This window comes from Hugenholtzia roseola DSM 9546 (genome assembly GCF_000422585.1).
Lineage (GTDB): Bacteria > Bacteroidota > Bacteroidia > Cytophagales > Bernardetiaceae > Hugenholtzia > Hugenholtzia roseola.
Genome location: NZ_AUGI01000034.1, coordinates 17,252 through 41,575, shown reverse-complemented (window position 1 = coordinate 41,575; position 24,324 = coordinate 17,252). Strand labels below are relative to the sequence as shown.

At 40.6% G+C, this 24,324-nt stretch carries 17 protein-coding genes, 2 tRNA genes and 1 other RNA gene; 4 read left to right on the top strand and 16 right to left on the bottom strand.

Features of this window, described 5'->3' with window-relative positions:
- Nucleotide 1 precedes the first annotated feature (1 nt).
- The 12 genes from G500_RS0102300 to G500_RS0102215 form a co-directional block, all read right to left on the bottom strand.
- Nucleotides 2-1,150: a hypothetical protein gene (locus G500_RS0102300; RefSeq protein ID WP_211220122.1), complete on the bottom strand. Its 1,149-nt coding sequence runs from the start codon at nt 1,148-1,150 to the stop codon at nt 2-4.
- Between the two features lie 98 nt (nt 1,151-1,248).
- Entirely contained in the window at nt 1,249-1,452 is a 204-nt protein-coding gene (locus tag G500_RS0102295) for a hypothetical protein (RefSeq protein ID WP_027001415.1), read from the bottom strand.
- A 252-nt stretch (nt 1,453-1,704) separates the two neighbouring features.
- Nucleotides 1,705-2,931, bottom strand: coding sequence for a DUF4221 family protein (locus G500_RS0102280; RefSeq protein WP_027001414.1), 1,227 nt, complete (start codon nt 2,929-2,931; stop codon nt 1,705-1,707).
- A gap of 54 nt (nt 2,932-2,985) precedes the next feature.
- Nucleotides 2,986-3,189 (bottom strand): hypothetical protein, encoded by a 204-nt coding sequence (locus G500_RS25610; RefSeq protein WP_154656981.1) that lies wholly within the window; start codon nt 3,187-3,189, stop codon nt 2,986-2,988.
- 233 nt (nt 3,190-3,422) lie between these two features.
- On the bottom strand, nt 3,423-4,916 hold the full coding sequence (locus G500_RS0102265) for an OmpA family protein (RefSeq protein ID WP_027001413.1): 1,494 nt from the start codon (nt 4,914-4,916) through the stop codon (nt 3,423-3,425).
- Complete coding sequence (locus G500_RS0102260) at nt 4,913-5,368, bottom strand: hypothetical protein (RefSeq protein ID WP_027001412.1); 456 nt, start codon at nt 5,366-5,368, stop codon at nt 4,913-4,915. Before G500_RS0102260 ends, G500_RS0102265 begins: the two co-directional genes overlap by 4 nt.
- Entirely contained in the window at nt 5,365-6,504 is a 1,140-nt protein-coding gene (locus G500_RS0102255) for a DUF4221 family protein (protein WP_027001411.1), read from the bottom strand. Before G500_RS0102255 ends, G500_RS0102260 begins: the two co-directional genes overlap by 4 nt.
- Before the next feature lie 659 nt (nt 6,505-7,163).
- Complete coding sequence (locus tag G500_RS0102240; RefSeq protein ID WP_027001408.1) at nt 7,164-9,326, bottom strand: PEP-utilizing enzyme; 2,163 nt, start codon at nt 9,324-9,326, stop codon at nt 7,164-7,166.
- 78 nt (nt 9,327-9,404) lie between these two features.
- A complete protein-coding gene (gene elbB / locus G500_RS0102235; protein WP_027001407.1) occupies nt 9,405-10,103 on the bottom strand; it encodes an isoprenoid biosynthesis glyoxalase ElbB in 699 nt (232 codons plus the stop codon).
- A 102-nt stretch (nt 10,104-10,205) separates the two neighbouring features.
- Nucleotides 10,206-12,422 (bottom strand): type IX secretion system periplasmic lipoprotein PorW/SprE, encoded by a 2,217-nt coding sequence (porW, locus tag G500_RS0102230; RefSeq protein WP_086047782.1) that lies wholly within the window; start codon nt 12,420-12,422, stop codon nt 10,206-10,208.
- A gap of 391 nt (nt 12,423-12,813) precedes the next feature.
- Nucleotides 12,814-13,509, bottom strand: a complete 696-nt coding sequence (locus G500_RS0102220) for a retron system putative HNH endonuclease (RefSeq protein WP_027001405.1) — start codon at nt 13,507-13,509, stop codon at nt 12,814-12,816.
- Nucleotides 13,506-15,443 carry an AAA family ATPase gene (locus G500_RS0102215; protein WP_027001404.1) on the bottom strand — a complete coding sequence of 646 codons (1,938 nt, stop codon included), beginning with the start codon at nt 15,441-15,443 and terminating at the stop codon, nt 13,506-13,508. The genes G500_RS0102220 and G500_RS0102215 overlap by 4 nt, the downstream gene beginning before the upstream one ends.
- Before the next feature lie 418 nt (nt 15,444-15,861).
- Between G500_RS0102215 and G500_RS22020 the strand changes: the two genes are divergently transcribed.
- Nucleotides 15,862-17,811, top strand: coding sequence for a M1 family metallopeptidase (locus G500_RS22020; protein ID WP_035756093.1), 1,950 nt, complete (start codon nt 15,862-15,864; stop codon nt 17,809-17,811).
- A 62-nt stretch (nt 17,812-17,873) separates the two neighbouring features.
- Here G500_RS22020 and G500_RS0102205 read toward each other — a convergent pair whose 3' ends face one another.
- Nucleotides 17,874-20,174, bottom strand: a complete 2,301-nt coding sequence (locus G500_RS0102205; RefSeq protein WP_027001403.1) for a M1 family metallopeptidase — start codon at nt 20,172-20,174, stop codon at nt 17,874-17,876.
- Between the two features lie 243 nt (nt 20,175-20,417).
- Here G500_RS0102205 and G500_RS0102195 point away from each other — a divergent pair, with 243 nt between their 5' ends.
- The 3 genes from G500_RS0102195 (at nt 20,418) to G500_RS22015 (ending at nt 21,463) form a co-directional block, all read left to right on the top strand.
- Nucleotides 20,418-20,651, top strand: a complete 234-nt coding sequence (locus G500_RS0102195; protein ID WP_027001402.1) for a hypothetical protein — start codon at nt 20,418-20,420, stop codon at nt 20,649-20,651.
- A gap of 15 nt (nt 20,652-20,666) precedes the next feature.
- Nucleotides 20,667-21,044, top strand: an RNA gene (gene rnpB, locus G500_RS24730) — RNase P RNA component class A.
- 191 nt (nt 21,045-21,235) lie between these two features.
- Nucleotides 21,236-21,463: a DUF6728 family protein gene (locus G500_RS22015; RefSeq protein ID WP_035756057.1), complete on the top strand. Its 228-nt coding sequence runs from the start codon at nt 21,236-21,238 to the stop codon at nt 21,461-21,463.
- Between the two features lie 155 nt (nt 21,464-21,618).
- On the opposite strand, the gene sppA is transcribed toward G500_RS22015, so the two are convergent.
- The 3 genes from sppA to G500_RS0102160 all read right to left on the bottom strand — a co-directional run bounded on the left by sppA (nt 21,619) and on the right by G500_RS0102160 (nt 24,202).
- Nucleotides 21,619-23,427 carry a signal peptide peptidase SppA gene (gene sppA / locus G500_RS0102180; protein ID WP_086047787.1) on the bottom strand — a complete coding sequence of 603 codons (1,809 nt, stop codon included), beginning with the start codon at nt 23,425-23,427 and terminating at the stop codon, nt 21,619-21,621.
- A gap of 469 nt (nt 23,428-23,896) precedes the next feature.
- Nucleotides 23,897-23,970, bottom strand: a tRNA-Asp gene (locus G500_RS0102165).
- A 158-nt stretch (nt 23,971-24,128) separates the two neighbouring features.
- Nucleotides 24,129-24,202, bottom strand: a tRNA-Asp gene (locus tag G500_RS0102160).
- Nucleotides 24,203-24,324: the final 122 nt, after the last annotated feature.

Here is a 24,324-nt window from a genome sequence, read left to right as displayed (position 1 = left end):
GTTATTTTAACTGAATTATATCAAACTCCAATAAATCTTCTTGATTGTCGGGATTAAATTCGTTGTCTTTGCTGACCAAAAACTTGCCTTCGCCCAGATAACAAATTTGCCCAAAATGGTATTTACGAGGGGGAAAATAGACTTCTTTGGGTTTTTCGTCATCTATTTTTCCATAAAGGATAGACCAAGAAGACTCCATGTATTGATTGAGCTGCCCGTCTGCATTTTTTAGCTCCTGCCCATGGCGTACAATGCGGTAGTACGTATTTGTTTGCTCGTCGTAGAAAGATAATGATGTATAGCATCCGTTAGCATTTCCAAAATTAACTAATTCTTGGTAATCTCTATTTACAGAAATTTTATCAAATTTTATAGGCAAATAGTTACTTTTCCAGTTACAGGCTTCAATTAGTTTATTTTCTTCTAATGAGTATTTATAAATTGAGTTGTCATTGCCAAAAGAAACTAAAAAATATTTTTTATTTAATCTAATTAAATTAGGGTCTTCCGAATAAGGAAAATAATTTATTGAATCTGATTGTATTTTTTTTGAATAAATACCATAAGTATTTGATATTTTTTTGTCTTTTATATCGTATGTTGCAAAATATCCATACTCATAATAACTTGGATATTTGCTATCTAATGCAGGAAAAATAGGTAGATATAGTTTTTGTTTGTTGCTATCCCAAAAAAAATAGCTTGCGCCACTGTTAGTATACCCAAAAGCGACAGATTTTTTCTCTTGCATCGCCTCTTTGATATTAAAAATTGCTACTTTTTGTGTATCTAAGGCACTTGCCAACTTTACTAAATCCTTGCCATCATCGAGCAAAAAAATAGAGTCTAAGCTATAAATATGATGCCTTGTTATATTAAATTTTTCTTTTCCTTCTTTAATAGAAGGTACAAAATAAACTATTTTTTTTAAATCTAAGTCATAAATAAATAGTCCAGACTCATTTACTAAGTCCAAGCCTGCCAAAAGTTTTTTTCCATCGGCTTCAAAAAAATGATAGTTATATAAACTTGTAAAAAGGGTATCACAAGGAAGCTCCAAACTTTCCAAAATCACAAGTTCGGCGGAAGTTGGTAAAATGCCTGTTTCTGCATTTTCTGTTGTTGTGCTTTGGCAAGAAAAAAGCATCAATAAAAAAATGATAAGACTTATATTTTTCATACTAAGTAACGATTGATGTTTAGTTTATTGAAGCCTCTGCCAAAAAAGCAGAGGCTTTTAGTTGAAAATTATCGTTTCATGCACTCATTTCCGCTGCCTTTGCAGGGCTTAAGTCCATTTGAGTTGGGTTTACCAAAATGTCCATTAAAGCAATTATTACAAGGATTTCCACCCAAATCGATTTGAATGAGTCCGTCATCAGGATTAGAATAGGCAAGCGAGGCAAAGCCCACACAGAAACTGACCGATAGTGCTAAAAGAAATTTTTTCATAAAAACAAAATTTAGAGGTTTGAAAATAAAATTTATGCCTTAGCTTGCTACAAAATAGTATGCTTACTAAGACAGGGCAAACCTATTTTTTTTTTCTAACTTCCAAATTTTTCTGTGCTTTTAACAAAAATTTAACCTCTCTTTTTTTTGCTCTTATTTGCACTTGCTTTTTCAAGAGATGAAATTTTCTTGTTTTTGTGCTATTTTTTCTATTAGCAAAGGTAGGAAGTTTTTGGGAAAGTCTAATAGCTTTTACTCTATTTTTCTTTGAAGTTTAAACAAACGAAAAGAAAGGTTGTCTTCGTCTAAGTCAGGGTTGCGATAATGACCTTCCGAAAGCCAGAGTCCTTCTTGGGTGATAAAGTAAAAATAAGGTACAAATCTATTAGTGGGCTTAATTTCACTCTCGCCTATGATATTCAGATTTTCATCTAAGATGACGAACGAAATAGGTTTATCCACATATTTACGCATTGCGCCTTCTTGGTTTCGTGCTTCAATGGCTGAGGCAACGGCACGATAATAGACCTTTCTATATGGGTCTGTTATGATAAACTTGTAACTCGGACTTTCAAAAAATATATCAGAGGGACGACTTTCATATCTTTGTTCGGAGGAGAGGTTTGGAATCTGCTCTAAATCTCTACTCTTAGCAAGTTTTTTAATAGATTTTGATTCTTTTTCTAAACCTTTTAGATAAATATTTTCGTCCATTGCATAGCTAATTAAAATACTTTTTGTATCAAAACTATAATTAAAACAAATATCTTCCATTTCTACCCAAGCTGCTTTCGTATATGGAGAATCGTCCCCTTTAAAGCGCAGGTCGTATTCGCCCGTTTTGGTGTGTAAGGCGAGGAAATAGTGCGTTTTGGCAATATAGCCCGCTTGATGAGAAAATAGCCCCGAACTATTATCGATAATCCCTGTGTATAAGGTATCGTTTTGAAGCAGAGAAGGCGCACTTGCAGCAGGGGCGTAGGCAACAGGATATTTCATAATTGTTTTTATATCTGCGCCTAACGAGGGTTCTTTTTCGTAAAGTTTGTATCGTTTCAAAACTTTTCCACTCCGATTGACTAAGGCTATTTGATAGGCTTTGTAGCAATAAATATAAATAGAATCTAAACTATGTGCATAAAAGCCTGTGAGCGAGTAAATAGCACTTTCGCCTTCTTTTTCTAAGGGAATAGAGGCAATTTTGGCTCCTGCCTTCTCTAAATCATAAATGTCTATACAAGGTTTGAGTGGATTGCCAATAAGAAAATAATTTTTGCCCGCTTCTTCTAAGGTCTGAAAATACGCACTCAAATAAGGCGTTATCGAGTCCAGCTCAAAGGTTTTCCTTTGCTCTGTTGCAAGAAGTTGATGGGTGTAAATGGCAGGTAATACCTCCTGCTTTGTAGCTTGCTCTTCTGTACAAGAGAAAAAGAAACAAACTAATATTATCAGTAAAAATGACTTTTTTTTATTTTCCATTTTTTTATTTAAATACCTTCAAAAGTTTTATAACTTTTGAAGGTAAAATAGTGATTAATTTCCTGTATGAATGGGACCTCCTATAATAATCACAGGAGATAAACAGCCTTGCCCCATTGATGGACAACAATCTCCTGACGGGCAATCGAAGTCTGTTTTATAGTAATTACCCATCGATGCTGTGGTTTCTTTTGTTGTAGAAACACACAAGGCAACAACTGCCAATAACGTTACAATAGCCAAAAGAAATTTTTTCATAAAAAAGTAATTTTGAAGATTGAAAATGAAATTTACGCCTTAGCTTGCTACAAAATAGTATGCTTACTAAGACGCTGCAAACCTATTTTTTTTTTCTAACTTCCAAATTTTTCTGTGCTTTTAACAAAAATTTAACATCTCTTTTTTTTGCTCTTATTTGCACTTGCTTTTTCAAGAGATGAAATTTTCTTGTTTTTATGCTATTTTTTCTATTAGCAAAGGTAGTAAGTTTTTCAAAAAATCAAAATAAACTCTACTTTTCTATCTGTATCTAAAATTTTATCGGAAGCCTGTGCGCTCCCTAAGGCTTGTATTTGTATGCGCGTTGCATCTATTCCCTTTGTTATCAGATAGTTAGCTACACTTCGCGCTCTTTCGGCAGAAAGTTTTTCGTTTGCTGCGGCACTTCCACGTTTGTCTGCATATCCTTGTAGCGAAATTTTTATCTCTGGTCTGTTTTTGAGTTCTTTGAAAAGCCAATCTAACTCTGCTTCGGCTTCATCGGGTAGCTGGCTACTGTTTGTTTCAAAGTAGATAGTTTTGAAAGTATATTTTTTATTAGGCTCTATTTTTTGCAGTCTTATATTCAGGGTGTCTAATTTTTCATTTTCGGCGATATAAATGGTGCTATGTGGGAGGTAACCTTCTGCGGTAACAAGTGTATGGTATTTTTGGTTTAAATATAGCTTGATAGTAGAAATTTCTGTTTGCTTATTTTTTGCCTCAAAGTTTATTTTCCCATTGGTTTGTTGTAAAATTTGATGCGCTAATGCTTTATTTTCTGTACTATCCTCCACTTTTAAGGTAAGCAAGGCTGCATTTTTAACTTGTATAAATCTTTCAAAAAAACAATAAATGGTATCGCGTGTATAGGAAACATTGGTAAAGTCCTTGATACGAGATTTGTATATTTTGGGCTTGCTCCAAGTCTTGCTTTCTACCTCATAGGTTGAATAATAAAAAAGTGCATTAGGTTCTTTTAGCAGCGAAGGGGCAAACCAGCAAATCGTTTTCCCGTCTGCAGCCAACGTAAAGGTGTGAAAGGGGTAAGCCATTAGGGTTTCTTTGATAAGTGGAAAATCTATTGGTTTAGAATATTTACCATTTTCAAAAGTTCCTATTTTAATTTTAACATTAGTTTTATTGACAGTTGTTGCCAAAATATACAAAGGTGAATTGGCTACTTCTAAGTAAAGCCATTCGTCGTGATAACTATTCAGCGGTTCAGGCAGCCGTTCAGACTTGCCCCAGATAGCTTTGTTTGTCATTCCTTCTTCTCGTTTCGAAACATAGACATCATGGTTGCTTGCCTTCCCGTCGGGTGTAAGTCTTATTTGATAAATTTTATGCTTATCATAAGTATAAAATATCGGGCTATAATGATAACGCCCTGTTGCATATACTTGAGTTTTTATAATAGTATTTGAAATAAGTTCTACCTCTTCTATGCCACCATCGGCTTTTATACTACCTTTATAGAGGTCAAAAACCGCAACTGTGCTATTATTACCTGCAAAAAATAGTAGAAAAAGAACCTCGCCGTCAGCTTGTATAGAAGGCGGAGAGAAACAAATTACATCGTTGGTGTTGTGTGTTTTATGGGTTTCGGTAATGAAAGTGCTATCTCTAAAAAACAACTTCTGGGAAACTACCAAAGGTAGTTCGTCTTCCTGTGCAAAAGCAAGCATAGGAAATAACAAAATAAAAATATAAAATAACTTTTTCATTTTTGCAAATAAGTAATTACTTGATGATGTGTGTCTGCCTCTTGGGGAGAAAAGTGTTTAACTTGCGTTACCTTTCTGTTTTCTATCCAAAGCGCAACTGGATAAATGGTAAGTAATTGCTTTTTACTAACCAAATTGCCGTCATCTATGATAACGTTTTGGCTATAAAATAGCTCTGCCAAATGGATTTTTAGCCCTTTTTTGGAGGTAAAGGCAGTAAAAATGGCTTTCAGTTCCTTTTTATGTTTGTACTGCGAAAAGACATTTTCAGCGTCAGAAATACAACCACCGCAACCAGCGTTCGGGATAATCAAATAAATACCATTTTCAAGCCTTTTTGGGTCTATTTCGGCAAGCAAGGCATCTGCCTTAGCAATCTGTTCATCTGCTTTCTGACAAGAAAGCAAAAATAGGAACACAGGCAATAATAAGATATATTTTGTTAGCTTCATTTTTCTATATCTTCTATTTGAAAAATATCAAAAGTTAGGACATCTTCATTTTCGGGGTCGCGGCGGGCAATGTGCAAGCCTTCGGGGGTGAAGAAATGGACGTGAGGTAGGTGCTTGCGAAGTGGAAGCTTCAATTCTGCTACTTTTTCCTTATTGCCGTTTAGTGCTATGAGGGAAACAGGCGGAAGGGTGCTTCTTATAGGGTCTTGTGAAGCTAAATCTTCGCTGCTGACCCCCAAAAAGGTAGTTCGATAAATGTAACCTTTATACTTATCTTTCATTACAGAATAAAAAGAAGAACTTTTTAAAAATGTTTCTATATAATTTACATCTGCCTCTGCTTCTGCTCGGTTATTGTAAGGTGGCGGTACTGTATCAAAAAAAACGCTATGAGCAGCAAAAGCCTCTTGCTTCGTTTGAAGGTCGGTTTGATATAAATTTTTGTCGTTTGGAAAACTCACTAACCAATTTTTGTTCTCTTTGTCGTAATGGGCATACACATAGTCAAAGTTCATGCCGCCCCAATCTCCTTTGTCGTATTCTTTAGAAACTAAAAAATAGTCATTTTCTTTTACTTGTTTTTTTGTAAAAGAAACTTCAATAAAAGGCGAGTAATTTTTATCAAAGCGTGTGCCTACTAAAAAAAGTTTATCATCTTGCCACGCCATTTGGCTAATCGTAGAAGCAAGCACCCAATGTTTTACCTCTCCTGCCACTTTCACACTTTCCTTTACTTTGCCGCGTGCGTCGGTAAGAAAACACTTTCCGCCTGCATATAAGAAAATAGAATCGTCGTTATGATATAAAAAACTTTCAATTTTGCCTACTCCCTGCTCTCCTTCCAAAGCGTATCGAATGGGCGTAAGCTCTATTTCTTTTTGATAATCAAAAATACGAATCGTGTTGTCATTTCTATTAAAAAAATAGATTAAAAATTGCTTTCCTTTTTCTACTGCTTGCAAAGATGGCGTTTGTGCTTGTGTCAAGCTGTCGAGGGGAAAGGATTTCGTCCTTACTAAACGAAGAAGTTGCGTTTGTGTTTCTGCAACATCACTTTGTATTATCTGCTCTTTATTTTGTGAACAAGATAGCACAAAAATAAACAGTAAACTTATTATTAATAATTTTTTTTTCATTTTTTTAGTTTTTAAATAAAGTATTTTGTTTTAGTTTAGTTTATGTATTTAAACTTTGACAAAATACTTTATTTAATATCAAATATTAAAATTTAGTATAGCAAACTACATAGGTGAAGGTAATGGTACAACCCCCCCTCCTCCACCTCCTTGCGAGCAGTTAGAAGGTAACCCTGTTCCTGATACACACTTATAACCATCACCAGCAGTACTATTAAGGAGGCAACGAGCCGTACTACCCGACGCACACCCTGCCTCCGCCTCTTGTTGCGAAGCCATAAAACCAAATACCGAGCATGCTGTGAGCAAGGCTACTAAAAGAATCTTTTTCATAATAACAAAAACTTAGAGGTTTAGAAAATGAAATTTATGCCTTAGCTTACTACAAAAATAGTATGCTTACTAAGACAGGGCAAACCTATTTTTTTTTTTCTAACTTCCAAATTTTTCTGTGCTTTTAACAAAAATTTAACTTCTCTTTTTTTTGCTCTTATTTGCACTTGCTTTTTCAAGAGATGAAAGATTCTTGCTTTTGTGCTATTTTTGCAAAGATAAAAAAACATGTTCAGATATTGCTTTTTACGCAGATAACACAAAATAAGGACAAGGCACTGCCCTGTCCGAAGTGGTCTTTTGAAGGTTAGAAAAAAGCAGGTGGGCTACTCCGCCAAAGAAGGCGCATTGGCACTTCGCTCTAAAAGCGTAACCTTGCCTGTGTGTGCGTCCATTTCTATCAAATCGCCACTATAAAGTTGAAAACTTGGTTCTATTTTAGAAATAGCAGGAATTTTAAGCTCCCGCAAAAGGATTGCTGTTTGCGAAAAGTAATTTCCAATATAAAGCACAATGCCATCTATTTGTGCCAAACAAGGTATCCAACTGGGGTCTAAGGCATCGGCTACTAAGATGGTGCGCTCGCCTGTGCTTTTGAAATCGAGAAATTCGCTCTCTACCTTATTGACGCGCCAAACGCGCCCCCGTACCTTTCCTTCTTGTATGCTAAGACCGACGGCGGAGTGCAAATTCCTGACTTGGGAGTCGTTTTTCTGCAACTGCGGAAATTGTGTAATTTGGTGTTCTTTGCTGTGCAGAAAGGGCTGCGGAAGCCAACTTCCTTGTTGGGGGTAGCAAATCTGACAAATTTCCTCTTTATTGAGGTGGTCTTGAAAGAGTGCCTTTAAGTCTTCGATGTGGTAGCTTGCAAAGTCAAAATCTTGTCCAAAACGTATTTGCGCCTGCTGCTGCAATTCCTTTTTGAGGGAAAAGAAAAAGGTCATGATGGCATTGCGCAACTGTTCGCGCAGATTGAGCAAGGGCAGGAAGGGCAATAGCCAAAGGCGGTCTATCCAACTAAGTTTGGATTTGAGGCTCTGTTTTTGCTGGGCAGGGGTGGCAATTTCTTTCCAACGTTCCCAATATTGAGGGGGCTTTTCGCTAAATCGCAAACTTCCAAAGTCGGATTCGTAAAAGCCACGATGTCCGTATTTTTCTAAAAAATCGGAAAGCTGCATTTTTCCTTTTCGCCACAAAAAGAAATCCTGATAAAAGTCTAAATCTTTGTGCAAATCCAAACTTTTCAAAGCAGGTGGCGTGCCGAAGATGCGCCTTGCCAATGCCAATGCCGCCGAAATGGTGTGAATGTGCCAAAGCCAATAAGTATAGAGCATTTTCAAATCCTTGAAGAAGCCATCGAGAGCAGCGGCAGGCTTTTTTTGCCAGATAAGCAGGCGTTTTTCCTGTTGGATTGATAAGGATTGTTGCACTTTTTTGAGCCATCTTTTTGTTTCGGGAACGACAAAAAGTTGCTTCTGCAAGCCGCGCCAAACGGCAGGGAATTTATACAGAAAACGAAACGGACGAAAGCCTACGCGATACAAGTCGGGCGCATCGAAGACCTGCGCAATCCAACGGGTAGGCAGCCCCCAATGCACCATGACATCTAAAAGGGCAGAATAATTGATGCAAGGCAGCCCTTCGGCTACCTCGAAGAAATTGCGCCTTTCGAGCGTACTATCTATTTTGCGATAGTAATTAAAAACATTTTTGCCACAGGCTTGCATCAGCGAAACCATCATGCGGGTAGGGGCAGCCGAAAATAGCTCCTGATGCTCACCCACAATCAAGACTTCCTCCGACTGTAAAGGCGTAGAAATAGGCTCGGCAGTGAGAAAATAGACCTTTCGCCCTGCAAAGAGGAAACGAATTTTTAGCCCATGCAAATGGGCAGGGGTATGTTTTAAAAGGCGTTTGGCATAATTAGAAAGGCGTACAAAATTGTGTGTCAGCGTCTTATTTGCACCCTTAAAAGGTTTCCAATAGGGGAAAAAAGAAGGCAGCAGGGTAGAAATCCATACGTCGGATTTGGCAAATTTGGGTAGCAAAACCAGCCTCGCCGCTTCGGGTAGGGGCGGATAAGGGTTTGTACGCGCCTCTGATAGGTCTTGGGTCTGAAAATCTTGGCAGTCTAATTTCCAAATGCCATTGCGAAAGGCTAAAAGTGTGCCTTGATAGTCGGCGGCGATACGCTCCTGCACGATTACGTTTTGGTCGATGACGGTAGGATACCGCTCGAAGACCTTGTGCATTTCAATTTCTATCGTCGCCGAATTTGCATACAAAGACTCATAAAAGGGCTTCTCTACCTCCTCTTTGGCGGCACGCGCATAGGAGTAATTTGAGCGCACGACATAGGGCGCACGCAAGACCCTTTTTAGGTGTGCTATCTCTTGGGGGTCTAAACTTTCCTGATAGCTAACTTCCAAAAAGGTAGGCGTGGGAATGCCTAATTGGTCGAATAAATATAACTGTTCTAATTTTGCCATTAGGATTTTTGTTTTTTTACCGCAAGAAATACATGTTCCTACCACAAACGCACCAGCGGCGCAAGGGCAAAATAGGTTTTAGCTCTCGATATGCAGGGCGACCATCTCCACTAATTTGGCTATCGTCTTTTGGATACCTGCATAGACCTGCGCAATAGAGCCTTCCATCATATAACAAGGCGTGGTTACGATATTGTGAGCATCATCGGCTACTACCTCGTCTATGGCACACATCACAGCATTGACCCCAATGCTTCGCATGCCCTCGCTGATGGCGGCAATGTCGTAAGGGGAAGGGGCAGCGGTTGTGCCGACAGAGAGTTTGGCTGCCAAACCTGTCCCTTCTAAGGCTTTGGCAAGGGTAGTGGGCGACATACAAAGGGCAGCGATAGGCTTGTGTTTGGCTACCAACTCTTGTATCAATCGCTTTACGTCGGCATCTATTTCGCCTGCCGCACCTTCGAAAGCCCAAGCGGTGAAGTTTTTAGCCACACCAAAACCGCCCGGCATCACCAAGCCGTCCATATCTTTTGCCGAAACCTGCGAAAGTGGGGTAATGTTGCCCCTTGCGATACGCGCCGCCTCTACTAAGACATTGCGCTTTTCTGCCATCTCCTCGCCTGTTAGGTGGTTGATGACATGGTGCTGCGGCTTGTCGGGTGCGATACAAAAATAAGACACGCCCATCATATCCAAAGCCAATAAAGTCAAGACTGATTCGTGAATCTCCGCGCCGTCATATACACCAGAGCCAGAGAGAAGAACGCCAATTTTCATAGGATTAGAGAGGAATTAGAAAAGGTTAGAAAGAGGTTTTAAAGAGAGTCGGGGGTATGAACTCTCCAAAGATACACTTTTTACGGCACTTTTGCAAAAAGCCTAACCGCCACTTTCTTTTTCTAAGGCTTTCAAAAGGCGTGCTACAAATTCGGCTTGTTCGTTTTGTGGAAACTCATCATTGAACTTTTCTAAGGCTTGCTTGTAGTTTTGTTTGTCGCCTCTTTGCGCCATCATCAAAATTTCTATCAAACGCACCTTACTAAGCATGGGGTGATTGGGATATTGGGCGCGAAAAGCCGCAATTTGTTCGAGCGTTTGAGCTTGTTCTTCTTTCTGAAAACTATCATAAAGGCTTTGATAGCGGCTTTCCATCAGGCTGTCGGTCTGTGTCATCTGCGCCTGATAGTTTGGATTTTGAATCAACTTGGCATAGATAGTAGTGCCAAACTCCTTTTCTACGCGCTCTTTGTAGGGGTCGCTTTCGCAAAAAGGCTCTTTCTGACAAATCATATACATCAAATAGAGGGCTTCGGGCAGGTGCTGTGTTTGGGGAAAATCTTTGGTTAGGCGGCTAAGGGTTTGCAGGGCGTTGCGCTCTTCCTGCATTTGGTAGTGATAGATTTTACCTAATTGATACAATGCCATCTCCAAACTATCCTTGCGAGCTGCCTGCTCTGCCTGTGTTTTGGGAACGGCAGCCAAGCGGTCTTCTATCGAGGGCAATTTGGCATAACGGGCGGCTTTGAGTTCGTCTTCGCTCATTTCCGTTTCGGGTTTTTCCGCTACCGCGTCAGGATTATCGGGGTTGGAAAAAGACACTTCTTTTTTCCTACTTCTGCGCCAGTTGTCTTCCAAAGGGCGATTGTTCCACGTGCGAGCAAAATAATCTTTGCCCTGTGCCATCGCGACGGGATTATAGAAATACCAGTTGCTTGCATTTTGTCCGCCCCCTTGCAGCGGATTAACTCCCTGATTTTGAGCTGCTTGCTCGTTGCGCTGCCGCTCCAATAGTTCTTGTGCAATTTGCTTATCTATGGTGCGTTTTTCTTTTTCTATTTCGGTTTCGAAGTAGCTTTTTTGTGCGCTTGGGTCTAAATTGGCAAGACGCAGGTACAAATCCTGCCGCTCTATGATTTGATAAGTGGTATAAAATTCTTGTAAGATGGCTGCCTGATTGACAATTTTTTGATAATCGAGCATATCGGGGCGCAGCGTCTGGGCGGCACTATCGTAATAATTGGCGGCTTGTTGGAAGTTTTTTTGTTGGTAGTAAATTTCACCTAATTTCAGATAGGTGTAGGCTTTTTGTTGGGGGTCTGTGCCTATAAAAGTGGCTTTTTCCAAAGCATTGATGGCTTTTGGATAGCGGTCTTTGTTATTTTTCTGTCGCAGATAAAAGTTTGCTAATTGATAATAAATTTTGTCTTGGTATTCTTCATTTTTCTTATCTGCTAAAAGTTTTTGGAAGTATTTTTCCATTTTTTCTATATCGGCAGGACTATCAGAGGTAAAAACTTCGGCGGCTTGCAGTTGCGCATTGAAATCCATTTCATAGCTTACGTGTGCAGCAAAGGCGGCAGTGTAGTTTTGATAGGCTAAATCGGTTTGGTTTTCTTTCTGATAAATCTGACCCAAGATATAATGATAGCGTCCCTTTTCTTTTTTGCGTTGGATATAAGGCAGCACCAATTCGAGGTATTGCGCCGTCTTGATAAAATTATTTTTGAGGCGATAGTGTTGTGCCGCATGTTTGTAGAAAAGGGCAATGTTTTTTTCTGAAATGCCTTCACTTTTTGCAACGATGTCCATCACGTATTCGGCTTCGTCAAATTGCGCCGTTTCCGAAAAATTGCGCATCAGCCAAATGAGGGCTGCCAAACGCGCTTCCTCCGTTTTGGGGTTTGTATTGATGTATTTAAACGTGTTGGCGGCTTGTAAAAAATCGCCTTGATAAAAACGCGCCTTCCCAATTTCCAAATACGACCAATCTACATATTCGCTGCTGGGGTGATTTTGAACAGGCAGAGAAGCCTTTTCTATCACATACTCGAAATTAGCCTTCTGCGAAGCCGCCACAAGGCTATCCTGTATCCGCAAGAGAGGATATAAAATATTGTTAAAATCTTCTTTTCGCTCTAATTCCAAATTGTTTTCGGCTTCTAACATCTTTTCTTTGGCTAAAAAATAGGCATTGAAGCGTGCCGTTGTGTTGTGGTAGAAAGCGCAGCCACTAAGAAAACAAGGAATGAGCAGCAGCCAAAAAGTCCATAAAAGGCTCACTTGAAGCGATTTGTGCAATGTTTTGTCAGAACGCATACAAACAAAGAGGGATATGATAAAAAATAAAGACGAGTGGAGAAAGAGGGTGAAAAGGCACACCAAATCCCGTAGAGTGGAGTTTAGAAAAGCTAATAAGAGCTAAGATAATCACAAGACAAAGACAAAGATACGCATTTTCATCATACCTGCACCCAATCTCTGCCGCCGTAAGTGGCTTGGCTGCAACTACAAAAGTCTAAAATAGACTCCAGCCCAAACTCTATTAGTGCTAAATTCCAAAAATCATTGTTTAACGTAGGGACAAGGCATATCTTTGCCCCTTCCATTTTTGGGACTATCTTTATTGTTTTTATACCAAAAATAGATGTTTTTATTGTTAGTTTATATTTTATAATGTTTAGTATTGATTGTAAATGTTTTTAAAAACTTATTTTAATTGAGGAAAATGTCGTTCTAAATTGAGCAACACCACGGGATAAAACGCTTTATTTTTTCCGCTCGGTTGATATTCTCTATAAATATCTTCAGCTAAACGAATAGCAGCAGGCGTTTCGCGCCATAGTCTTGCTGGGCTTCTTCTTTCTAATCTTCTTTGTACTGCCGACCAAGCACTTCGTCTAAGGTCTGTTAAGGTTTTACAGTTTAGATTTAGTAACCCGTTCCTCGGTGGTAAATTTTCTGACTTTTCTAACTCTTGCGTAACGTTATCATCATTAGAACAAGTTATTTCGAAAGATGCTCTCGCGTAATTAAACTTTAGACGGGCAAATTCGAGACTTTTGGGATTAGGAAGATAAACAAAATTTTTTTGCTTGCCATCTGCATCTAACTGACGACTTCTGTAAACATCACAATGCTCGTTTTGGTCGCGGCAGACGGCTAACATATTGTTGAAGTCTAAATCCAAATGGGGGTCGGTAGACTGAGATTTAAAATGCTCTATCCCCATAGTATTTTCATTAATTGGCTTCATACAATAAGCACAAATGTAGCCTTGATTTTCGAGCAAGGCTGATTTTACTTCGTCTTTATCAGAACCTCTTAAATCATCGTAGCTTGCACCTTCTACATTCTGTAGTGCTAATAATGGTGCTGGAGTATGTCCTTTCTTGATTTTTATCATAATCCCTGCTCAATTTTTAAAATGGATAATGTTGTGTCAATAAATACCATATCGGTATCTTCATGACCCAAAATAGCTGCCAATTCAAGGTATAATTTTTCTGCTTTTTCAATGCTTTCAGGTGTTTCCTCATCAAGCAAAGAAATTATAGTATCAACCTTTTCTTGAATATATTTATCACGTTTAGGTACATCAAAAAATACTTTATTTGCTTTATTTATTTCTTGTCCATAAAAATATTCAAGCCTTTCAGCTCTTTTGTCTTCAATTTTAAAAGCATTGCAAATGTCAGAAGAAATACCTGTTAAGACCTTGGAACTATGTGTTGTAACCACAAACTGCATATTTTTAAATTTGTCCGCCAAAACCTTTAAAATGTTTTGTTGCCATTTTAAATGTAAATACGTGTCAATTTCGTCAATTAACACAATACCATTCATTTCAAAAATACTTTCTTTTGCCTTTTGCGGCTGTTCTTTTTTGTAAAACTCGTTGACTTGATGCGCTCGCGAAACCAACTCCCCGAACCAATAAAATAAATTTTGGTAGCCTTGGCTTAACAAATCCAGTTCTATGGTTTGTGGCTTATCCAAGTTAGCAGATTTAATGTTTACCAAAATTATTCTACCGTCTTTTGCTTCTTCATCATAGAGAATTTTAGAAAATTCTACGATTGTTTCGCTTTCATTTTCGGAAGTAACCAATGAAATTAATTTAAATACGTCTTTGATTTTAGAAAGATAAGCTGTCGCCTCGGATAGGTTACCATCTTTTAAGGCAGTAAGATGTTGCTTGTAATTAGTATCTGTCCAATTTTTAAACCGCTCCAATTTTTTATGTGCGCGGTCGGTAATCATAGTAAATAAATCAATATACTCAGGGCGATTAGATTCGTGAAGTTTTGCAGGGCTTTCATAGCCACCGCCTTGTGGGAAGCCAAGAAAAAGTATATCTGTTTCAGATTCGTTGTGCATTGTGGCGAAATACTCCGTTTCAGGCTCTAAAACATCTTCTGCTAAAACACCTAATCTATCATTAAAATATAACTTGATTTCGTTGTTATGTTCGTCATTTCTTTCATAAAGTAAGTTAATCAAACCGTTTTGAGCGTAAACGGGGCGTTTGTTGTCATAACCTATTATCTGAAGCCAATCTTTTAGCTCTTTACCAAGTAAGTTTTGTCCGCTTTCTTGAAAGGCATTAACGCCCGTTAAGGCTAAAGCTAAAGCACGTAAAACCGTAGATTTACCTGAGCCATTTTCACCTATCAAAATCGTTACCTTTTGAGAAAGTGAGAGTGATAATTCCTCAAAATGACCAATATTTTGAAGATATAATTCTCGAAGCTTTATGGGCTTATAGGTTTTTCTTGGAAGAGTAGCTATTCGGAAAGTCAAAACGTCCTTTTGCTTTATTTCATCTTGAATTCTTATAGATTCTTCAAAATTTTCTCGATGAATTGGTGTAATTTCTTTATCTAAGTCACTGAATAATAGAAACTGATTTATTTTTTTCCAATCATTCTCAATAAAATCTTCTAAGCCACTTTTCCAACCCTCTTGTGCATAACTTCTACGCCAAGTATTTTCATACTCATTAGTTTGGGTGTTTTTTGTCCGAGAAAAGCGTCCTAACGTATGAGCTAATTTTTCAAAAAAAACTGCTTTTTTATCATTATCCTTAGCATTAAGCCATAAATATAAATGTCCCTTTATTGTTATGTGGATAGAAATATTAGCCGCTTTCGCTATTCTATCCTGCCCTTCCCAAAAAGAAAAATACAAATTTTTATCGTTTCCCCAAAAACGATGTCCATCTGTCAGACGATTTTTAACATTATCTGTACGCAAAGAAAAATATAAATCAGGATACTTTTCGCGTTTTTCTTCTAAAAAATCAAAAACCTCTTGGTGCAGTTTGGCAATATTGGACATAATTATCTGACTTGATAGGTGCTAAATCGTTCAAACATAAAGGCAAAATCAGCGAGTTTGTTTTGAAAAGTACACCACACCGTTGTTAGTGTTCCCACCGACGACCAAATTATGGCTAAAACATTCCCACTTGCGTTACGAAGATAGAAAGTTTTGTGCATACTACCAAATGTTTCTATGTGCTACTCAAAATTTATTGACCTGATAGGTAGTAGTTACGTGTTTTTATTCAAAAAGGTTAAAAAATATTATATTAAGTAATATAAAAAATAAACTTTTTTAAACTGCTTTGAAAGCGTTTTGCTTTTCCTGAATTTTGGCTTTCGATTTATTTTGGGTTATTTTGGGTCTAAAAGGTCTTTTGCAGGTCGCTTGGCTGCTTGAAAGGCGTTTTGTTTCAACCCTAAAACTCTTGCTTATGACTACCCTCCCCTCCCTTCTGACCCGTTTGCTCTTTGGCACAACGCTGCTCGGAAGTCTTTGTTTCCTAAGCCAATGCCAAAATGCTTCGGACAATTCCCAACAAAAAAACGCAGATTCTACCCAAACCGCTATGCAATTTCCAGAGATTCCACCCATAGAAAGCATCGACGTTCATTCTTTTGCCCAACCACAAAAGGCACGCCTGACCCAATTAGCCCTCGATGTTAGCGTTGATTTCGAAACCAAAACCATTGCAGGTGTGGCGGCTTATCAAATCGAGGCGGCGGCAGGCGAAAAAGAAATTATTTTCGATACCAAAGATTTGACCATCGAAGCCGTTACTGATAAAAATGGCAATGCGTTGCAATATGTGATAGGTGAAAAAGACGACATCTTAGGCGCACCCTTGCGCGTAACCTTTCAAGACCCTGCCGCCGAAGTGCATATCCGTTACCGCAGCTCATCTAAGGCAGAGGCGTTACAATGGCTCGAACCCCAACAGACGCAGGGCAAAAAAGAGCCTTTTCTCTTTACACAATCGCAGGCAATTTTGGCGCGTACTTGGATTCCAATTCAGGATAGCCCCGGTATTCGCTTTACCTATACGGCTAAGGTCAGCGTGCCAAAGCAACTCTTGGCAGTGATGAGCGCGACCAATCCCACCGAAAAAAATAGCGAAGGCGTTTATACCTTCGAGATGAAACAGCCCATTCCTGCCTATTTGATGGCTTTAAGTGTAGGCGACATCGTCTTCGAAAAGGTAGGCAATCGCACAGGGGTCTATGCCGAACCTGCTACCCTAAAAGCGGCAGTCTATGAGTTTGCAGAGATGGAACAAATGCTCGAAGCCGCCGAAAAACTCTACGGCACGTATGCTTGGGAGCGGTACGATTTGATAGTCTTGCCCCCCAGTTTCCCCTTTGGCGGCATGGAAAATCCGCGCCTGACCTTCGCTACACCTACAATTTTGGCAGGCGACCGCTCCCTGACCGCCTTAGTAGCCCATGAACTCGCCCATTCGTGGTCAGGCAATTTGGTTACGACACACACTTGGGACGATTTTTGGCTCAATGAAGGCTTTACCGTTTATTTCGAAAACCGCATCATGGAGGCAGTTTATGGCAAAGAATACGCCGATATGTTGGCTCTCATTAGCTATTTAGACCTCAAAGAAACCGTAGAGGAATACGAAAAAGAGGGCAAAAGCGAGGATACCAAGCTCAAATTAGACCTAAAAGGACGCAACCCCGACGACGGCGTAAGTGCCATTGCTTACGATAAGGGCTTCTTTTTTCTCAAACGCTGTGAAGAAGTAGTGGGCAGGGAAGGCTTCGACGAATTTTTGAGCGAATACTTCAAAACTTTTGCCTTCAAGACCATCGATACCAAGACCTTCGTTTTCTACCTCGAAACGCGCCTGCTTGCACAATACCCCGAAGCCAAAGCCGCCATCGAAGCCGAAAAATGGATTTATCAGGCAGGCATACCCGAAAATATCCCCCAAATTAGCTCGAAAAGCTACCAAACTGCCCTCGATGCTGCCCAAGCCTTTGAAAAGGGAAGTGAGCCACAAGCCCTACAAAGCCAATATGAAACTGAAAAGTGGCGTTTCCAACAGTGGGTCTTTTTCCTACGCAACCTCCCCCAAAGCCTTTCAGAGGCGCAAATGAAGTCGCTTGACGCTACTTTTGGTTTTACCAAAATGGGCAATAGCGAAATCTTAGCCGTCTGGCTTGCTATGGTCGCTAAAAATGAGTACAAGCCTGCTTATGTGCAGATGGAAAGTTTTTTGATGCAGGTAGGAAGGCGAAAATTTATCGTACCCATCTATAAAATGTTGATGGAAAAGCAAAGTACGCAGCCTTTGGCAAAGCAAATCTATAAGAAGGCACGCCCCAACTATCACCCTGTTGCGGTCTTGACCCTTGATGAATTAGTAAAATAAAGAAAAACCCTAAGTATCTTCAAGACACTTAGGGTTTTCTTTTTTGATTTTAGGGCGCATTTTTAGTTTTTCTTCTTCTGCTGCTGCATCGGATTGGTGTTGTTCATATTGCGTTTATAGAGTTGGAAGCGGGTCGGAATTTCCTTGCGTGGGAAAAAGTTGTTTTCCATTTCTATATCGGCAGTCTGCTGATGGGGGTCTAAGACAATCTGACGGACAGGCTTTTTTGTAGCAAAGACCTTCACCACTTTTTCGTTATTGTATCGCCACACTTCGGCAGGAATGTGTTGCAATTCCTTTGTACCATCTTCATACTCAAATTGCACCAAAAGCGGCATCACCAAACCGCCATAATTTTCGAAAGTAACCTGATAGAAGTGCTTATTGCGCTCGAAGAAGGCTTTTTCTTCGCTCGAAAGTTTGCCCAAAAAGTTGGGGTCGGCTTTGAGATTGCGCTCGGCGCGATTGCCGACAAATTCGGGGTTTTGGTTGTAAAAGTCGCGCAATTCGGGCTTGCGCTCGATGCGCGTTTGGGGGATAGTGTTAAGATTGCGCTGGTCGGAGATGTCGGTAAAGTCTTGGTAGTTTTTCAGGGCAATGTAGTCGCCGTCGTTGGGTTTGTGTTCAAATTGTTCTACCTGCGTAATGGCAATATCTACACAGTCGTTGGTATAAAACCAGCCATGCCAAAACCAGTCTAAATCTACGGCAGAGGCATCTTCCATTGTGCGGAAGAAATCGGCAGGCATGGGGTGTTTGAAAGCCCATCTCTTGGCGTATTCTTTGAAGGCATAGTCAAAAAGCTCGCGCCCCATGATGGTTTCGCGCAAGATATTGAGGGCAGTGGCAGGTTTTCCGTAGGCATTGTTGCCAAATTGTAAAATAGACTCCGAATTGGTCATGATGGGATTCATACCTGCTTTTTCGCCTTTCATATACTCCACAATTTGAGAAGGCGCACCCCTACGCGAGGGATAGTTGCGTTCCCATTCCTGTTCGGCAAGGTATTGCAGGAAGGTATTGAGTCCTTCGTCCATCCATGTCCATTGTCTTTCGTCTGAATTGACAATCATAGGAAAGAAGTTATGCCCTACTTCGTGAATGATGACCGAAATCATGGCGTATTTGATGCGGTCGGAATACGTGCCGTCGGGTTCGGGTCTGCCGCCGTTGAAGCAAATCATGGGGTATTCCATGCCCCAAACGGGACCATGCACTGAAATCGCGACAGGGTAGGGATACTCGATGGTATATTTGGAATACACTTCTAAGGTATGCGCAACGGCTTCGGTGGAATATTGCCCCCAAAGCGGATTGCCTTCTTTTGGATAGTAGGACATCGCCATGACGGTCTTGTCGCCTACTTTTACGCCCATTGCGTCCCAGACGAATTTGCGCGAACTCGCCCAACCGTAGTCGCGGACATTTTCGGCTTTAAATTTCCATGTTTTGGTGTTTTTGTTGCGCCCTTTTTCGGCTTGTCGGGCTTCGGCTTCACTCACGATAAGCACAGGACGGTTTGCAGTTTGGGCTTCGTCAAGTCTTTTGCGTTGGGTTTGGGAAAGTACCTCGTCAGGGTTTTGTAGTACCCCTGTTGCGCCTACGACATGGTCGGCAGGGGCAGTAATTTCCACTTCATAGTCGCCGAAAGGGAGGGCAAATTCGCCGCGCCCCAAAAATTGCTTGTTCTGCCAACCATTTACGTCATCATAAACTGCCATGCGAGGGAAGAATTGCGCCATTTCGTACAAATAATTGCCGTCTTCGGGGAAAAATTCATAACCACTTCTGCCGCCTACTTTGAGTTGGTCGTTGATGTGATAATCCCATTCTATTTTAAAGCTATAAGAATCGCCTTTGCGCAGGGGTTTTTCCAACTCTATGCGCATCATGGTCTTGTTGATGGTATGATTGAGGGGCTTTCCTTCGGTATCGGTTACGCTTTTGATATTGAAGCCGCCATCATATTGGTAGTCGCCTGTTAGATATTGCAAGTTCCAAAGGTCTATTCTATCGCCAAAATCGCCTGTTTGCGTTTTGTAGGTGTCCGATTCGGGTTTGAAAAGGTTTTGGTCTAATTGTACCCAAAGGTAGGTTAGCACATCGGGCGAATTATTGGTGTAGGTGATGGTTTCTTTGCCATAAAGCCACTGCTTTTCATCATCTAAGACCAAAGACATCTTGTAGTCTGCCTTTTGCTGCCAATATTGATGCCCTGGCGCACCCGAACCTGTGCGATAGACGTTAGGCGTAGGTAGGATAGGTTCTAATTGGGCAAATTTGGATTGTTCGTTGTGGGGCTTTTTATGACGCTCCAAAGAGGTGGTGTTGTTTTGTGCAAAGAGGCTATGTTTTGTCGGCATCAAAAACAAACAAAGCAATAGCCCAAAGCAAGTGTAATATGGGGTCTTTCTCATGTCAAGAAGGTATCAAAAAGCTCAAAGAAGGATTTGGAAAACAATGAAAGGGCAAGATACGCATTTTTCCAACCAAAAACCGCCTGCCTTCACATTTTAAGATGCCCTTTTCCAAACTTTTTGTATCTTTGAGCCTCAAAACAACCGAGATAATACGACTTTTCCATTTATACTCAACCCTTCAACGCAATGAAAACTATCGCTTCTTGGATAGGCTCTTTGGCACTCCTTCTTAGCCTTGCTGCCTGCGGCGAACACAATCAGCCCGCGCCCAACAAAGGCAAAAACCTCGACGATACGCGCATCTATGGGGTAATCGGCGGCGCACCCAACCAATTACAACCCAAAGACGCACAACCTACCACCGACCCTGAAACTACGGAAAAGATAGAAAAAATCAGAGAAAAATTCTATCCCAACTAAGCCTTTTGAAAAGCAAAAACAAGCCATCTTATCGCTGCCTTTTTTGAAAAGGGAGAGGAAAGTCCGAGCAGCACAGAGCAGCGTACCTCCTAACGGGAGGGCAATTTGTACCCAAATTGACAGAAAGTGCCGCAGAAAAGATACCGCCTACTTTGAGTAGGTAAGGGTGAAAAGGTGCGGTAAGAGCGCACCGCCTTTTGTGCAAACAAAAGGGCAGGGAAAACCTTACGCGCTGAAAGACCAAATAAGCCAACGCTTGTCCTTCGGGGCAAAAAAGGTCGCTCGCCTGAGTTGGCGGGTAGGTCGATACAGCCTTTTTGTGAAAAAAGGCGTAGATAAATGATAAGAGCCTTGCAAAAGGTACAGAACTCGGCTTATCGGCTTGTTTTTGCTTTTTTTAATCGTTTAAAGCCTATTTAAACCCTATGCAAACCCTAAGCGCATCTTCAAAACGCTTAGGGCTTTTCAGACGTAGATAAAGATTTTGCGAACAAATTTCGCCCCATTAGGTTCTGATAATAGATGCAGTTTGCAAAGTTTAGCGATTTCTTTTTATTTTCTATTGCCATTCATCTCCTCTTCCTATGGATTCCAAACTCGACAACTCCGAAGAACAAGTCTACCGCCGCAGGGGAAATTCTGTGCGCGAATATTTTACGCTGATGCCTGTTTTTAGCTATCTTTTTCGCGTTTTCGGAAAGCAGAACTCTAAAAATTTCAATATCAAGATGATGCATGGCATCAATCGCATTTCTATCCTGATGTTTCTTTTTGCCTTGCTGGTCTGGACGGCAAAACGCCTTTTTATGTAAGAAGTCAAAGGTAAGGCTTCAAAAAAAAGGACAAAGCCTTGCCTTGTCCCTGCCAAAATTGTAACCACAAAAATTGTAATTTTTTAGCCCTTAAAATCACCGCGCCCTTCTTTTTGGGAAAGGCGCGGCTTTTTGAGTTGGTTTTATTTTAGGGCTTAGTTGATGTTTTTGGCATCAATGGGCGCACGTGCTTGTATGCCTTCCCAAGTGAATACTTTTTTGAGCATTTGTAGGTACTGATAACTTTCGCCTACCTCCTCTTTGATGATTTCCTCTTTCAGATTGGCTTTTATTTCGCCACTGCCTTGTTCTAAAAGTTGGGTCAGAAAATCTTTCTTTTCAGGATAAAGTACCGTTTTGTAGTCTTCTACTTTGGCTTCTTTGGCAGCATAGGCGATGGCTGCATCTAAACCGCCAAACTCATCTACTAAGTTGCGCTTGATGGCTTCTTGCCCTGTCCAGACGCGCCCTTCTGCATAGTTTTTGAGCGAATCGAGTGGCATCTTGCGCCCTTGTGCGGCTTTGGAAGTAAAGTTTTCGTAGCCTTCATTGACAAGCTCTTGGAAAAAGTCTTTTTCGGCTTGGCTAAAATTTTTGGTAGGCATGCCCAAAGCAGAAAGTTCGCCCGTATTGACCCTATCAAAGGTAACGCCTAATTTGTCTTTGAAAAAGTCTTCGGTTTCGAAGAGCAAGCCAAAAATCCCTATCGAGCCTGTGATGGTGTTTTCGTTGGCAAAGATGCGATTGCAACCCATTGCCATGTAGTAGCCGCCCGAAGCCGCCACATCAGACATAGACGCAATAATGGGCTTCTTCTCTTTGGCTAACTGCACTTCGCGCCACATCACATCAGAGGCTAAGGCACTGCCTCCCGGCGAATTGATGCGCAAGACTATCGCTTTTACATTTTCATCTAAACGCGCCTTTCTAATTTGTGCCGCAATGACATCAGAGCCAATTTGGTCGTCGCTGCCTTTGCCCGACACAATTTCGCCCTCGCCGATAATGACTGCGATTTTATTTTCGCTTTCGTTTTCTTCCGCCTCTACGCTGGCAGCATAGCGCGATAGGCTCACAAAGTTCAACTTTTCGGTTTCGTCTTCTATGCCTAATTTTTGGCGCAACTGTGCCTCCACTTGGTCGTAATACCAAACGTTGGTAACCAATTTATGCGTAAGGGCATCTTCTGCGCGTCGCACCGTCATGCTATCAGAAAGCGTTTTGAGGGTATTAAAATCAAGCCCTCTATCGGCTGCAATGCTTTTGAGAAAGTGGTCGTGTAAAGAATTGAGATAGGAGGTAACCTGTGCGCGATTGGGTTCGCTCATCTTATCGAGTATGAAAGGCTCTACGGCAGATTTGAACGTTCCCACTTTAAAAACTTGCGCCCTGATGCCTAATTTTTCGAATGTGCCTGCAAAAAAGGGAACTTCACTGCTCAAACCGTTGAACTCGAAAAAGCCCTGCGGATTGAGGTAAATTTCGTCGGCTAAGGCAGCCACATAGTAGCCTTTTTCCGAAATCGTTTCGCCATACGCCATAATAAATTTGCCACTTTCTTTAAAGGCTTTCAATTCCAATCGCAATTCATTCAAAGACGACCAACCGCCCTGCGTTACTGCGCCCAAGTCGAGATAAATGCCCTTGATGTTGTCGTCCTTAGCGGCGGCACGAATCGTTTTGCGTATTTCCCACAAGCCCATAGGCAGATTGAGCTTATCGGCAGGAATCCCAAAGGCTTCAAGTGGATTGTCGGGCGTGCGCTCACTGATAGGCTGCGTAAGAGAAAGTTTTAATATAGAATTAGATTTGATTTCGGGCTGCGAGCCACCTGACGAAAAGAGGGTGCTAACGAGCAGCAAAAAGAACGATACGACCAAGAATATCGCCACCCCAAAGGCGGCAGCAAAACTGGTTACGATAAAGTTCCATATTCTTTTTCCGATAGAAACGTTCTGTTGCATAAGAATTGAAAAGGAAGAGGTATAAGTGGAAGAAAATAAACGAAGCGATTTTGGGTAGGAAAGTGCGTTTCCCGATATACTAACTTCGAAGCGTAAAGCGATTTGGGGCGAACACTGCGCTCGCCTTTGCAAAGGTTATCGCTTTTCTATATTCTCCTTATCAGTTTCTTAAATGCAGTTTTTATTACAAAAGGGAGCTATCAAAAAAAATGCGGCTCTGCATTTGTAAAAAAGAAAGCCGTTTTAGGGGGAAAATGTTGTCAGGTTAAGTGCTACCAAAAAACGGGTATCCCCGAATTAGACGCGAAATAAAATTTGGATTGAACCCTTTTTTGGGTCTGAAAATCTTTTTTATCTCTAAATTGCTTTCCCACTTTGAAAATAAATCGAAACAAAAAACCTTGCTGTAAGCACAACAAGGTTTTAATTAAGATTTTAGTTATCACAACTTTTTGTATGAATTACAAAGCGGTCTGGACGGGACTCGAACCCGCGACCTCATGCGTGACAGGCATGCATTCTAACCAACTGAACTACCAGACCGTATTTTTGTTTTCACTTCACAAAGCATTTTTTTCTTTTAAAAAAATAGTCTTTGTTTCTTTTGAAGGTAAAACCTTCTTAACTTGTATTTTGTTCCCAAGACTTCAAAAAAGTTTCAAAACTTTTTTCTGTCTTTTTCTAATTTTTCGCTATAAAAGCGGTCTGGACGGGACTCGAACCCGCGACCTCATGCGTGACAGGCATGCATTCTAACCAACTGAACTACCAAACCGTATTTTTTGACTTCATTTAGAAAGACGCTTTAAATCGTTTTCAAACGCGCTTTAAAGTTTTGTAGAAACCGTTGTTTCTGTGTCTTTCAAAATTGTGATGCAAAGGTAGGGGCTTTTTTTT

Coding starts and splice junctions, on each gene's coding strand:
- G500_RS0102295 (WP_027001415.1), bottom strand. CDS start 1,452: ATGAAAAAATTTCTTTTAGCACTATCGGTCAGTTTCTGTGTGGGCTTT.
- G500_RS0102280 (WP_027001414.1), bottom strand. CDS start 2,931: ATGGAAAATAAAAAAAAGTCATTTTTACTGATAATATTAGTTTGTTTC.
- G500_RS25610 (WP_154656981.1), bottom strand. CDS start 3,189: ATGAAAAAATTTCTTTTGGCTATTGTAACGTTATTGGCAGTTGTTGCC.
- G500_RS0102265 (WP_027001413.1), bottom strand. CDS start 4,916: ATGAAAAAGTTATTTTATATTTTTATTTTGTTATTTCCTATGCTTGCT.
- G500_RS0102260 (WP_027001412.1), bottom strand. CDS start 5,368: ATGAAGCTAACAAAATATATCTTATTATTGCCTGTGTTCCTATTTTTG.
- G500_RS0102255 (WP_027001411.1), bottom strand. CDS start 6,504: ATGAAAAAAAAATTATTAATAATAAGTTTACTGTTTATTTTTGTGCTA.
- G500_RS0102240 (WP_027001408.1), bottom strand. CDS start 9,326: ATGGCAAAATTAGAACAGTTATATTTATTCGACCAATTAGGCATTCCC.
- elbB (WP_027001407.1), bottom strand. CDS start 10,103: ATGAAAATTGGCGTTCTTCTCTCTGGCTCTGGTGTATATGACGGCGCG.
- porW (WP_086047782.1), bottom strand. CDS start 12,422: ATGCGTTCTGACAAAACATTGCACAAATCGCTTCAAGTGAGCCTTTTA.
- G500_RS0102220 (WP_027001405.1), bottom strand. CDS start 13,509: ATGATAAAAATCAAGAAAGGACATACTCCAGCACCATTATTAGCACTA.
- G500_RS0102215 (WP_027001404.1), bottom strand. CDS start 15,443: ATGTCCAATATTGCCAAACTGCACCAAGAGGTTTTTGATTTTTTAGAA.
- G500_RS22020 (WP_035756093.1), top strand. CDS start 15,862: ATGACTACCCTCCCCTCCCTTCTGACCCGTTTGCTCTTTGGCACAACG.
- G500_RS0102205 (WP_027001403.1), bottom strand. CDS start 20,174: ATGCCGACAAAACATAGCCTCTTTGCACAAAACAACACCACCTCTTTG.
- G500_RS0102195 (WP_027001402.1), top strand. CDS start 20,418: ATGAAAACTATCGCTTCTTGGATAGGCTCTTTGGCACTCCTTCTTAGC.
- G500_RS22015 (WP_035756057.1), top strand. CDS start 21,236: ATGGATTCCAAACTCGACAACTCCGAAGAACAAGTCTACCGCCGCAGG.
- sppA (WP_086047787.1), bottom strand. CDS start 23,427: ATGCAACAGAACGTTTCTATCGGAAAAAGAATATGGAACTTTATCGTA.